Origin of the sequence: Aureispira anguillae, from assembly GCF_026000115.1 — a bacterium.
In the GTDB taxonomy this organism is placed as follows: Bacteria; Bacteroidota; Bacteroidia; order Chitinophagales; family Saprospiraceae; genus Aureispira; species Aureispira anguillae.
Genome location: NZ_AP026867.1, coordinates 6,487,760 through 6,502,456 on the forward strand (window position 1 = coordinate 6,487,760; position 14,697 = coordinate 6,502,456).

General features: G+C 39.4%; 3 protein-coding genes. 2 read left to right on the top strand and 1 reads right to left on the bottom strand.

All coding sequences use genetic code 11. The features are described from left to right. Positions 1-320: 320 nt before the first annotated feature. Together AsAng_RS25415 and AsAng_RS25420 are read left to right on the top strand one after the other, a co-directional pair. Positions 321-5,351 carry a lamin tail domain-containing protein gene (locus AsAng_RS25415; RefSeq protein WP_264789944.1) on the top strand — a complete coding sequence of 1,677 codons (5,031 nt, stop codon included), beginning with the start codon at positions 321-323 and terminating at the stop codon, positions 5,349-5,351. Positions 5,352-5,554: 203 nt separating this feature from the next. Then, complete coding sequence (locus tag AsAng_RS25420; RefSeq protein WP_264789945.1) at positions 5,555-8,824, top strand: UvrD-helicase domain-containing protein; 3,270 nt, start codon at positions 5,555-5,557, stop codon at positions 8,822-8,824. Between the two features lie 242 nt (positions 8,825-9,066). Here AsAng_RS25420 and AsAng_RS25425 read toward each other — a convergent pair whose 3' ends face one another. After that, positions 9,067-14,571: a PKD domain-containing protein gene (locus tag AsAng_RS25425; protein ID WP_264789946.1), complete on the bottom strand. Its 5,505-nt coding sequence runs from the start codon at positions 14,569-14,571 to the stop codon at positions 9,067-9,069. Positions 14,572-14,697: the final 126 nt, after the last annotated feature.

A 14,697-nucleotide genomic window follows, 5' to 3' on the forward strand; every position in this document is an offset into this window, starting at 1 on the left:
TCTGCAAACAAAGGTAAGTATAATACTTTTGAGAAGTAACACTTAATGCATTAGAATTATTAATAGGTGGGAGAAAAAAATAAAATGGTCTATTCCTAAATTAAATGGAATTCTAGATTTGTTCTTAAAGTTTTAACCTTCAATTAATCTTAGAGTGTTTATTTTTACTTAAATTCACTACTATTTGAAGACTACCCTCTAATACCATTTCAATACAATCCCCAAGATCTTAGTGATAATCATTATTACTTCCTTTAAATTCAATTTGTTTTTAGAGTTGGAAATCCATAGACAACAAAGTACATAGATAACGATAACAGATGAGATACCTAATAATACTCCTTTTGGTCACTGGTGTAATTCAAGCCTCTTTTGCACAAATCCTACAAGATGATTTTAGTGATGGAAACTTTACCACTAATCCTGTTTGGACAGGAACAACAGCCGATTTTATTGTAAATGGAGCGAATGAGCTGCAAACGGATAATTTGGGCGTTTCTGCTACTTCAGAGCTAAGTACTGCTGCGGCTATACAGGACTCTACTTTTTGGGAGTTTTATGTTCGAATGGGCTTCAATCCATCGACTTCTAATTACACTAGGGTTTATCTTCAAGCAGATAATGCGACGCTTAGTAATACTGCTAATGGCTATTATCTCCAGATAGGCGCAAGTGGTTCAACGGATTCTATAGAAATCTATCGAGTAGATGCTGGTGTTTCTACTAAAATTTTTGGCGGAACGAATGCTGCGGTGGCAAATAATCCCGTATTAAGTATGCGTATTATTCGGAATCAACTTGGCGGATGGGAAGTTTTTGCGGATTATACAGGAGGAACCACTTACCTTTCTGAAGGTACGTTTACGGATGCTACTTATACGACAGGGACTCATTTTGGGTTTTTAGCAACTTACACAACAACGAGAGGAGACAAGTTTTTCTTTGACAACGTTTACCTTTCGCCTTTGATGGTGGATGTAACAGCTCCTAGTATAGATTCTATTGTAGCTATTGGCGCCAATCAAGTAGACGTTTATTTTGATGAGGTAGTAGAGTTGGCTTCTGCGAATACCAGTTCTAATTATAGCATTAATAATGGCGTTACGGTTACCAATGCAGTAAGGGACGCTTCAAATTTGATGTTGGTTCATTTGACAACGAGTACATTGACAAGTGCCTTGACGAATACAATTACGATAAATGGGGTAGAGGATTTGAATAATAATTCGATTACCAATGGAACTGGAAACTTTGTTTATTATAATATTCAGTCAGCGGCATTTCAAGATATAATTATCAATGAAATCCACGCCGATCCTTCTCCTGTGGTGGGATTGCCCAATGGGGAATTTGTAGAATTGTTGAATCGATCGAATAAGATTATAGATTTAGGCGGAATGTTTTTTAACGATGGTAGCGATAAAGCTTTGCCTAGCTTTTTATTGTTTCCAGATTCTATCGTTGTATTAACGGCAACGGCAAATGTAGGGGCTTATGCTGCTTATGGAAATGTATTGGATATAGGTGGGCTAACCATGACAAATGGGGGAGAATTGATTCGTTTAAAAAGTGCAGGTGGACAGACGCTTGATAGTGTGGATTATGATTTGTCTTGGTATCAAGATGGGAATAAAGATGATGGAGGCTGGACATTAGAGTTGATCAATCCCAATTTGATTTGCCAAGGAGCCAACAATTGGATTGCTTCAAATGATGCAGCAGGAGGGACACCAGGACAGCAAAATTCGGTTTATAATAATACGCCAGATACACAGGGACCCAATCTATTAAGCGCAAATTTTTTAAATAGCACCACCGTTCAATTGATTTTTGATGAGCAACTTGATCCTATAACAGCAAATACGCTAGGGAATTATACGATAGCGGGTTTAAGTATTGTAGGAGCCAATTTTATGGCAGCCGATACGGTTCTTCTGACAGTATCTACGATGACAGATCAAACGACTTATACAGTAGTGGTTAATAATGTAGCAGATTGTTCAGGGAATCCAATTGTGGCAAATAGTACAGCAAATTTTACCTATGTTACAATTCAGTCAGCGGCATTTCAAGATATAATTATCAATGAAATCCACGCCGACCCTTCTCCTGTGGTGGGATTGCCCAATGGGGAATTTGTAGAATTGTTGAATCGCTCCAACAAAACCATTGATTTGGGAGGTTTGATTCTAAACGATGGCAGCGACCACAGTATACCTTCTTATATATTAGCACCAGATTCTATCGTTGTATTAACGGCGACGGCAAATGTAGGGGCTTATGCTGCTTATGGAAATGTATTAGATATAGGTGGGCTAACCATGACAAATGGGGGAGAGTTGATTCGTTTAAAAAGTGCAGGTGGACAGACGCTTGATAGTGTGGATTATGATTTGTCTTGGTATCAAGATGGGAACAAAGATGATGGAGGCTGGACATTAGAGTTGATCAATCCCAATTTGATTTGCCAAGGAGCCAACAATTGGATTGCTTCAAATGATGCAGCAGGAGGGACACCAGGGCAGCAAAATTCAGTTTATAGTAATACGCCAGATACTCAAGGACCCAGTTTGATAGCTGCCGCTTTTGTTAATGCAACACAGGTATTGCTGAGTTTTGATGAACCTCTAGGGAGTAATGTAAGCACGGTAGCTAACTACACCTTGACTACTGCAACCGTTAATACTGCTGTTTTTACTCCTCCTAATCAAGTGACCTTAACATTGGCTAGCCCTATGGTTGACCAGACCAATTATATCGTAACAGTTAATGGATTAACAGACTGCTCTGGAAATAGTATCGCTACTAATACGGTAGATTCATTTGTTTATTATGAGGTACAAATGGCTGCTTATCATGATTTGATTATTACAGAAATACATGCCGATCCTTCTCCTGTAGTTGGACTGCCAGATGCAGAGTTTATAGAGCTTTATAATCGTAGTAATAAAACGATTGATTTAGCCAATTATACCTTGTTCGAATCTTCCAACCATAGTTTGCCAAGCCAAATTGTTTTACCAGGAACTTATGTGATTTTGTGTGCAGCTTCTAATCAAGCCAGTTTTGCGACTTACGGAACCGTTGTGCCAATGAATAGTTTAAGTTTGACCAATGGAGGGGAGTTGCTGATGTTATTAAATTCAAACGGGCTGACAGTAGACAGTCTAGTCTATGATGAAGATTGGTATCAAGATAATGCCAAAGACAATGGAGGCTGGTCTTTAGAGTTAATCAACCCCAATTTGTTGTGCAAAGGAGCAAGCAATTGGGTGGCTTCTAATGCTGTAAATGGTGGAACTCCAGGGCAGCAAAATTCGGTTTATACCAATGCAGTAGACAATACACCACCTGCTGTTGTCAGTACTCGCCAATATGGTTCTAATCAAATTTTAATTGAGTTTGACGATGTGCTGAATAAAACAATAGCTGGTTCGGCAGCTAATTATACAGTTGATAATGGTGCAGTTGTTATAACCGTGGTTTGCTTATCTGACCATCAAGTTATTCTGACTTTGGGAGCCAATATGGTAGACCAAACGGTTTATACCATCACGCTAAATAATTTAGAAGATTGTGTTGGCAATAGCATGGGAATTGGTACGACTTCTATGACTTATTATGAATCAGGAGCAGCAACGCACTATGACATTATCATTAATGAGATTATGGCAGATCCTAACCCGCCTGTAGGTTTGCCAGAAAAGGAATACGTTGAATTATACAATAGAAGCAATAAAACCTTTAATCTAGAACACTTTACCTTTACAGATGCTTCTTCAGTTGTGTCTACCTTGCCCTTTTTTATTTTACATCCTGGTGAATATGTGGTCATTTATAGTGCTGCCGACACCATCGGATTTTCTTCTTTTGGGCATGCTTTGGCACTGAGTTCTTTTCCTGATTTAAATACAAGTGATGAATTGATCTTGCAAGATCAATCAGGGGAAATAATTGATGCAGTAGCCTATGAATTGTCATGGTATCAAAATGCAGACAAGGACAATGGAGGTTGGTCAATAGAACGGATTAATCCAGATCGTCCTTGTGAAGCAGCGAGCAATTGGCGTGCTTCTGAAAATTTGTTAGGAGGAACACCTGCTGCTGCCAACTCTGTCTTGAATCAGACTCCTGATGTCCAATCTCCCGATGCTTTGCGAGCATTCCCATTGGGGGTAGATAGTGTACGAGTTTATTTTTCGGAGGCGATAGCGGATCTTGCTGGCGTTACGGTCGCCAATTATACCATAGATAATAACATTCAGGTAGTAACTGCTCGTTTGGAGCCTCCTTTTTATAATAGTGTGGTTTTAACATTGGATCAGCCTCTGATTTTGGGAACAACGTATACCATTACAATGGGGGTAGGATTAACGGATTGTATCGGAAATCCTATTGCCTTAAAAAATACAGCTCGTTTAGCTTTGCCTCAGGATATTCAGCCTGGAGATCTAATCCTGAACGAAGTCTTGTTTAATCCTGTAACCAGTGGAAAAGATTTTATAGAGTTATACAACAAATCTAATAAGGTTTTAAATACAGCCGATTTAGTGGTGTCCAATGCAGAAATCGTTGATGGAAATTTAGCCAATGCTACTTCTTTACAAACTCGCCCTATTGAGATAGATTGGTTGGTATTTCCCAATGAATATGTTGTTATTACAGCTGATGAGGATCAAGTAAAAGGGCAATACCAAACGCCTAATCCAACGCATTTTGTCGAAAATAATCTACCAACTTTTGACGATAAAGAGGGTCATGTATTTTTATATGCAGCTTACGACTCTACCTATGTTGATAGTCTTGGAAATCCACAAACAGCTTATCTTGCCAAAGTATTGGATTTATTTGATTACTCAGAAGATTTTCATTCTCCTTTAATTGATGACAAGAATGGGGTTTCCTTAGAACGAATTGATTTTGATGCTCCAACCAATGATTTAAACAATTGGCATTCGGCAGCGACAGAAGTTGGTTATGCTACTCCTGCCTATCAAAACTCTAGCTATTTGACCAATGATATATTGGGGAATGACCTAATTGAATTGCCAACAGAAACCGTTTCGCCAGATGGGGATGGTTATGAAGATTTTTTATTGATCAATTATAATGTAGACGATTTGGGATACATTGCCACCATTGATGTTTACGATGCAACAGGGCGCTTAGTTCGAAATCTAGTAAATGGAGAATTGTTGGCTAGAGAGGGCGCTTTGCAATGGGATGGAACGGACAACCAAGGAAGAAAGGCTAGAGTTGGAATTCATTTACTTGCCATTGAAATATTTCGTCCAGATGGAACCGTTAGACGCTTTAAGAAAACTTGTGTTGTTGCAGGACGAATGGATTAGCGATGCATTACTTCTCTGAAGAACCTTAGCTTTAACATTAGTTTGGTGATTTTTAAACTTAGCAATAAAAATCTTTTGAGCTTGTCCTTTTATTTCTGATCGAGTCTCGCTAATTTTAAGATTCTAATTTCATTTTTATAGCCTATGGTTTGTTTTTTTACAATCTAAGTGCTGTCTAAATTAAGCAAGGTTAACCAACCAATATGAATCTAAAAATAATATCTGCTGGAGCAGGGAGTGGAAAGACATATAGTTTGACAAAAGAAATGGCAACATTATTGGCTCCTACTGCCAATGGTCCTGCTGAAGTGCGGGCTTCAGGTATTATTGCAACTACCTTTACCAATAAGGCAGCAGCAGAACTTAAAGAACGGGTTCGAATTGAGTTATTAGAGGGAGGACTGACACAAGAGGCGGACGAATTAGGCAATGCCATGATTGGCACCGTGCATTCTATTGGGGTGCAACTCTTAAAACGTTTTTCCTTTGAAGCAGGGGTTTCGCCAGAGGTAGATATTATAGCAGATAGTGACCAACAAACCATCTTTAATCAATCCTTGGCTACGGTAATTCCGCTTGATTTGGTCTTGGAAATGGAGCAGTTGAGCGAACAGTTAGGCTTTAATAAGAGTGCGTTTTCGAGTAAGGACTGGAGGGCTGATTTAAAGCAGCTGACCGATATTGCTCGTTCTAATAATTTTGGAATAGAGGTATTAACGCAAAGCAAAGCTTATTCTTTGTCTAGCTTTTTTGACCTATTGCCTCAAGTTTCCAAAAAAAGTGGAGAAGCATTAAATGCGGAATTAGCAGGGCATCTAAAAGCTACTTTAGCTGCTCTAGAAGCCAATGAAGATGGAACTAAAAGTAAAGAAACGTTGATGGGGAGCCTTCGGGCAATGAAAACAGCGCTAAAAAATAGAGGGTTTATTAATTGGTACGATTGGGCAAAATTAACAAAGCTAAAAGCACCTAAAAAGAGTAGAGACGATGTTTTTGATTTAATGGAATTTGCGAAATGCCACAATCAACATCCAGACTTCCATGAGCAAATTCAGCGCTATATTAATCATATCTTCGATACGGCTATTGCTGCCTTAAAAGAATACGAGCAGTATAAAAAAGCACGTGGTTTGATTGATTATATTGACATGGAGGTGTTGATTTTGAAGTTGTTGGAAAATGAAATGGTACAGGAGGTCTTAGAGGATGAAATTGATTTACTTTTGGTAGATGAGTTTCAAGATACGAATCCCATACAACTAAAGATATTCTTAAAATTAACCCAAATCGCCAATAAATCCATTTGGGTGGGCGACCCCAAGCAATCTATTTATGGTTTTCGTGGTGCAGCTCCTGATCTGATGAAAGCCGTCATGGATAGTACCGATAATATTGCCAACTTGCCCAATTCTTGGCGCTCTAGAGAAGATTTGGTACACTTGTGTAATGGGCTTTTTGTCAAAGCTTTTGGGGAAGATATGCCTGTAGAGCGAATTGCTTTAAATACAGCAGCTCCTTTTGCCAAAAACAAAGAATCTGACCAGCTTAACATAGCAACGCATCATTGGCATTTTCAATTTGAGGGCAACCGAGCACCTGCTAAACCTTGGTTTGAGCAGTGTATCGCCAGAAATATCGCTGAAATATTGGAAGAGGGGTGGATGGTTCGAATCAAAGGTTCTAATGAGGTACGTCCAATGCAAGCAGGGGATATTGCTGTGCTTTGTCGTTCTAATTTTTCTTGCCAAACAGTAGCCGATGCGCTGCACAAAGAAGGGCTAAAGGCTTCGATTTCTAGGAATGGTTTATTGCAAACGGCAGAAGCAAGTTTGATTTTGGCTTGCTTGCGTTATATCTTAAATAAGCATGATGCCTTGGCTGTAGCAGAAATATTACTCTTAGCACAAAAGCATCATATTGAAGATATTATTGCCAACCGATTGGAGTATTTAGAACAGCTCAAAGAGGAGGCGGAAACCTTGAAGCGTTGGGGGCATGACAATGCTTATATTCAACAATTGCGAACAATTCGACACAAAAGCAAGGAGTTGTCTGCAACAGAAATATTAAATAGTGTTATTGAAAAACTAGATATTAGGAGAACCGTTGCTACTTGGAGTAATGAACAGCAACGTTTAGATAATATAGATGCTTTGCGGAAACTGACCTTGGATTATGAAGAAACGTGTAACCGACTGAATTCTGCGGCTACTTTAGGTGGATTTTTGTTGTGGTTGGATGAGTTGGCTCGTGAAGGGTTAGACCAGCAAGGAAAAGGAGCGGGGATGGATGCAGTAAATGTCTTAACTTATCATAAAAGCAAGGGCTTAGAATGGCCTTTTGTGGTTTGCCATAGTTTGCCCAATGAATTGAGAGAAAGCATTTGGGGAATTCGAATTGTTCGTCAAACTCCTGAGATTGATATTCAACAGCCCTTAGCCAATCGGCTGCTTTGTTATTGGATCAATCCTTATGCCGATCAAATTAAAGGAACGCAATTGATGGAGTTGGTCGAAACACATGAAGCCAAACTGAGTTCTAAAAAAGAGGCGCTAGCAGAGGAGGCAAGATTGCTTTACGTAGGCTTAACGAGAGCTAGGGATTATTTGGTATTTCCTACCATGCCTAAGAAACCAACGAAGTGGCTCAATAGGGTTTTCCATAATGGAGATGAAACGATACCTAGTTTAGATGTCAATGCTTCGAGCTTGTTATGGTTGTGGAAAGAAGAGGAAATTCCAGTTCGGGTACAGACGTTTAATTATGAAAAAAATATGCCGACAACAGAGATGGAGGTATTGCCTATTAATTACCTCAGTCCGCATTTGGGAGAGCAGGAATATCAATCCATTATTATTGAGTCAGCCCAAAGCCTTTTCCCTAATTTAGAGTATAAATTTAAAGGTTCAAATGCCTTTGCTAAAGCATACTTATTTTTAGATAATGAAAAGGTAAATTTTCAAATTTTACAACCTATATTTAGCACCTTTATACAGGCTGATAATCCCACTAGTTTTGACCTAAAAACTAGAGAAAAAATAGCCTGCAATTTGTTAGAGCAACACGACTTGATTGATGCGATAAAACCCAAAACCTTGATGTATTATTCGGCTGCTTTTTATAAGAGTTTAGAGCAGGCATTTGACATTCAATTGATCGAAAAATATCGTGCATTTCGATTTGTAAGTTCCGATGGAAAACGGCATTTTAGTGGGGTGGTTGATTTGGTGATCTTGACTAAAAATAAAGAACTGATTTTGATGCAACAACTGACCCAAGATATCCCCAAACTCAATTCGAATCTCTCTAAGTTAAAGGAAGAAATGGGGATATTAGAGGCCGCTGGAAGGGCTTTGAAATCGATTTATTACGCATCAGAAGTAAAATTATGTATAGTGCAATCGCTAGCTGGTATTTGGGCGGCTGCCGAACTCAAAAAAGAACCTAAACAGTCTACATTATTTTCAGAATAGTACGATTTTAGAGCAATTTCTTGCAAAATTGAATTTTTTTGCGTGCAAAAATCATCATCAAAAAACATTTAAAAAATGGGCAAAAAAAACGAATGTTATCCACTTTATGTGAAATAACGCACAAAATGGCTGTGGATAACTTTTGTTTTGTGCACAAAATGTGTATAAAAGCCCTTTTTGAATGTTAGAATCCTTTATTTGGTCTTTTTTTTGACATTTTTTCAGTAGCGGACAAGATGTCGTTAACGCAAAATAGTGATATTGCCTTTTTTTAACATTTCTTCTCCAGTATTAGGGCATCTAAAAACTATAAAATACCCAAAAACATCAGCTGTTAATGCCTTTCCTTGAAAGCGACCGTCCCAACCTCTTTGCAAATCATTGGTCTCAAAAACTAACTGCCCCCAGCGGCTATAAATCTGGAACGTTTGGATTTCTTGTACGGTTCCACTTTGGGCATATAGAATGTCGTTGTGCCCATCTTGATTAGGACTAAATGCATTCGGAACAAAAACCAAATCTGGAGTACAATCAGAAAAAACATGGACATGGATAGAATCGGAAACTGGACAGCCAAAAGCATTGGTAACCGTAACGTAAAAAGTTTGATTTCCTTGCACCAACCAAGAGGGATTGGGGCAGTTAACACAAGACAAATCTACTGAAGGAAACCAAGTAAAATTATGGTTCGGATTGGCATGACTATTTAAGGTAATTGTACTGCCCAACATGGCATTGGTAGAACGGTCTAGTTGTAAATTAGGAAAGGGGTGAATTTGAACCCTAGCATAAGCGGTGTCGGTATTGCAAATTCCTGTTCCAATAACTTGGTATTGTTGGTTGGTGGTTGCTGTAACAATTGGGTTGTAAATTGTATCGTTATTGAGATGACTCGTTGGAGTCCAAACATAATGATTGGCATTGCCAATGGCTAATAATTGAGCGCTATCTCCAAGGCAGTAATCTATATCATTGGTATTAATAAGCGTTGGAGGGTGGATGGCAATCGAAATGCTGTCTGTAGCATGGCATTGCCCCTGATGAATTTGAACGGTATATTGGGTGTCAACAGAAGGATACACAAATGGACTTGGGCTGCTAAGGGATGATAATGCATAGTTAGGAGACCACAAAACAGGTGCATTTTGATGCCCTAAGACTTGAAGTTGTAGGCTGTCTCCTTTGCAAATGGTATCAGAGGCTAGGGCTTGTAATTGTGTTAAGTCTAATACTTGTATTTGCAAACTGTCCCTCACCAAGCAGTTGTTAGTGTTGTAATAACTAACAAGGTAAGCACTAGAGTCTGTAGGGTAAGCATAGGCTAGTGGGCAGGTATTACAGGATAAGGAATCTCCTTGCCAACTGGGATTGTTGCCACTGCTAAGCGTTAGGGTAGCGGTATCTCCAAGACAAATTGTTTGATCTGGAATTGGAACAAAGTCGGTACTTCGAGTCGTTACCACAATACTGAAACTATCCTTACAGGTATTGCTATCAACTATTGCTACAGTATAAATTGAAGTTGAAGTGGGAATTGCTGTAGGATTAGGAATTGTTGTATCGGATAAATTTTCTCCTGCTAGCCAAGCATAATGTTGCCCTCCTAAGGCAAGCAGATGCAGCGTATCTCCTTCACAAATAGAACTGTCTGCTATAATTTGGGCATTGGGCAAAGGGTGGACGGTTATAATAACAGAATCTTTGTTAACACAATTGGAACTTACATTGGCTTGTAAATAATAAATACTGGTGCTATCAGGAAATGCTGTAGGAGAAGGGCAGTATTGGCAATTTAAGGAATTATTGACTCCCCAATTATAGGCAGTGGTATTGCCTGTTGCCTGCAAAACTATCGAATCTCCTGCACAAATATGGGCACTGTCCCCTGCATCTACCCAAATTAAAGGGCTGGCAATAACTTGTACGGTATCGCTTGCTCGACATCCAAAATTATTATAAACGGTTAATATATAATATTGAGAACTATCCAATACGCTTACTGGATTGGCAATGGTGCTATCACTAATCCAAGCAGGACTTGCCCAATGAAAATTACCATTGCCAGTTCCTTGAAGCTGGAGCGTGTCGCCAACACAAAGAACGGGGTAACTGCCTGCATTAGCGCTAGGGCTAGGGTAGGTTTGTAAGGGAGCAATAACCGTATCTATACAACCAAAATTATTTTCAACGATCAATTGAATTCCAAAACTATCGGCTTGATGATACCAAACTGAACTATCCTGACTATTAGAACTTTGATGGTTCCCGAAATTCCAATCCCAACTTTGAATATAACCTTGAGGGCTGGTTGATGAATCTGAAAAATGGACTAGGCTGGGAATACAGGAGTCGATTCTATTAATGCCAAATTGAGCAATGGGTAAGGGCTTAATGGCTATGAAATTGGTGCGTAATAAGGTGTCTGAACAGCCATTTTCCCAAGCAATTAACTGTACATCAAAACTACCAGTATCAGGATAATAAACCGTTGGATTGATTTGAGTCGAAGAAGCAGGAAAGCCACCTTCAAAAATCCATTCTACACTGGTTGTATTGCTTAAGGGAGACAAGGCTTGATAGTGAATGGAGTCAAATTGGCAAATTAAACTGTCTGCTATAAATGCTGGGCTGGGAGGGCTATGGGTTATAATCGTATCTTGTTCGATCGAAATTTGACAGCCCATGCCATCATCAATAACTAAGATGGGGACATAAACCCCTGCTTGATGGTAGGTATAATAAGTAGTGTCGTTGTTATTATGGGTTGTATTTACTTGGATATCGCCATTGCCAAATAACCACGTATAGGTGGCGATATTGGTTCCCGATCCTGTAAATTCTGCGGTGAAAGGAGCACAGGTGTCAATGGGGGACATTACAAAGTTACCACTAGGACCTGTAATTTGGATCATCTGACGAATGGTGTCAATATGCGAACAGCCAGAAAAGGCAACAACTTCTAGTATTACATCATAAAATCCTGAAGTAGAATAGACATGGGTAGGGTGTTCTAAGCTAGATACAGAGCCATCACCAAACGACCAAGCCCATTGGCTTCCGCTTTGAGAAAGGTTTGAAAAATTGACTTCTAAAGGAGGGCAGGAGGAATAAAACGTATCTGCTGTAAATAGAGCAGTAGGGTCGTGTACTTCTACCCAATCGGGGCGACAAAGACTCGTAATACAGCCTATAGAATCTATGATATGTAAGCAGAGGTCATAAACTCCTACTTGGGAGTAGGTATAATGAGTGACAGGATTAGAGGTTGTGTCTAAGTGACCGTCTCCAAAATCCCAAATATAAGTATAGGGCTTAAAACTGCCAGCATTGGCAGGGGAATTCGTAATGGCAACTGCTGTCATTGAATTGCCAATACAAATGTCTCTTGCACTGCTAAAATTAATAAATAAGCCACCTACATTGATGGTATCTGCTAAATCAAAGGTACAGCCCCAATCGTTTGTAACTTGTAAGGGCATTATTTCTTGTCTAGGGAAGGCATATTGTTGATTGGTAGTGGAGAGGGTGCTGGAATTTCCCCATTGCCAAGCTACAATAGGTGATAAAATGCCTGTTGAAGAATCGGTAAAAATTACGGTGGCTGGGCGGCAAGCTGGAATCGGTGAATGCACAATATGGGTATCAATTCCTGCTACGTGTATATATTGACGGAGGGTGTCAAAACATCCATTGGCTGAAAAGGCTGTAAGGGTAATCGGAAAAATGCCTGGTTGACTAAAGGTAAGCTGTGGATTGGCCGAGTTGTTGGTAAAAGGTAAAGAACCAAAGGCTGTCCATTGATAAGCTCCTGCGTCTTGGGAGTTATTGGTTGGAATAATCGTGGTTATGGTGCAAATGGAATCAGGGATGCTAAAATCGGCTATAGGAATAGCCATAATAAGAATGCTTCTAAAAGTATCAATACAGTTGGTGCTGTCATTATAAGCAATTAACGTAACGATGTAGTCTCCTGGACTAGAGTAGGTGTAGCTTGGGTTTTGTAAGGTTGAGGTATCAGATAAGGTTGTGCTGTCACCAAAATCCCAACTCCAGCGATGTGCGCCAATGGATTCATCTATAAAGTGAATCGTTAGAGAATCACAAACAATCGAATGGGTGAATTTGGCAATAGGGGGAAAGATATAGTAACTGTCTAGTTCAAAGGTATCAATACACCCCCTAAAACTGGCAGTGACAGAACCTGTAATGGTTCCTGTGTCTTGAAAATGGTGACTAATGGCATCTCCAAAGCCTGTGCTATTGTCGTTAAACGTCCAATTCCAAAAATCAATATAAGAACTACCATAACCCTGAAAATCAATTGCCGTTAACCGACAAACATAGTTGGTATCTGTTATGACAGTATCAATAGTAGGAGTAATGCCAATTTCTATTCTTTTGAATGCGGTATCTGAACAACCGATATTGTCTGTTACAATTACTTGGGCATTGTAAATCCCTGAATCGGAATAATAGGCACTGGCAGAAGCTCCATTCGACCACATAGAATGATCGAGTGCCCAGCTCCAATTGATGGATGAAAAAGCAGGAGATACATTTTCGGAAATGGCTCTATAAAAAGCACTATCTGGCGCACAGGGCAAGTTTTGATTGCTAATGAATGTTTGTATATTGGAAATGTAGATATGTTGAGTGTCTTGATCTACACAACCAGCAGCATTGGAAACCGTTAATACAACAGGGAAGACTCCTTTTAAATATCGTGTAGAATCTTCAAGGGTATAACTGGTATAAGTGTGGGTTGGATGGTAAGTGTTGGACTGGTTGCCATCACCAAAATCCCAAGCAAAAGAAGTAATGCCAGTACTTTGATTAAGCAGTGAAGCTGTAAAAGGAATCCTACAACTTGTACTATCTGCAATCGTAAAGTCGGCCGTTGGGGCATCTGAAATGCTGATACAGGAAGCTACGGTTGCAGTTGCTGCACAAATGCCATTGCTAACGGCTAAGGTAGGAGCATAACAGCCACTACTTAAATAGTTGTGGGTAACAGATGAACCTGTGCCTGTTGTATTGTCGTCAAAATACCAAGTGTAACTTAGGTTAGGGCCACTGCTAACGCCATGAAAACTAACGGAGGCAGGTAGTCCGCATTGAACTTGATAAGCATTGTGGGTAATGGCTGCGGTAACGGCATTGGAAACGGTGATGAGATTGCTTTGGAGTATAGAGTGGGAACAACCATTGGTATCGGTAACAATTAAAGTAACATCAAAGGTTCCTACGGTATTGTAAGTATGGGTGGGGGATGCGTTAATGGTATCGATGAAACCATCGCCAAAGTCCCAACGCCAAGCTTGTATTGGAGCATCTCCTAACAAACTTAAGTCAGAGAAGTTAACCACTAAGGGCGTACATCCTGAGGTTGCATTAGCACTAAAGTTCGCAGTAGGAGACTGGTAAGCAATAATGTAATTGTTGAGACACAAGGAATCTATATTGCCTAAATTATCGGTAGCAATTAAACAAATATCATAGCTCCCTGCTTGATTAAAAAAAAGGCTTGGGTGTTGTAAATTAGAAAAGGTATAACCGTCCCTTTTCCATTCCCATTGTATAATAGGAGCAGTCGAGCTTGTTTGGTTGGTAAATTGAACAATTCCAGGGGCACAAATTTCTGTAACATCAGCACTAAAATTGATATTTAGTTGTGCTTGTGTTTGAAGGGCAAATAGACAGAACCCAATGAAGAATAAATGGAGTTTGGATGGATAAAGACTAATCATTAGCGTATTTGGTTTAGTATCATGTGTTAACGCTCGGGTAATTATTTAATTATAGTGTTGGTTACTCTTAACGGTTAGTAAGAAAAAACGATTAATTAATATAATAGTTTTTTTATGAAATTGAAA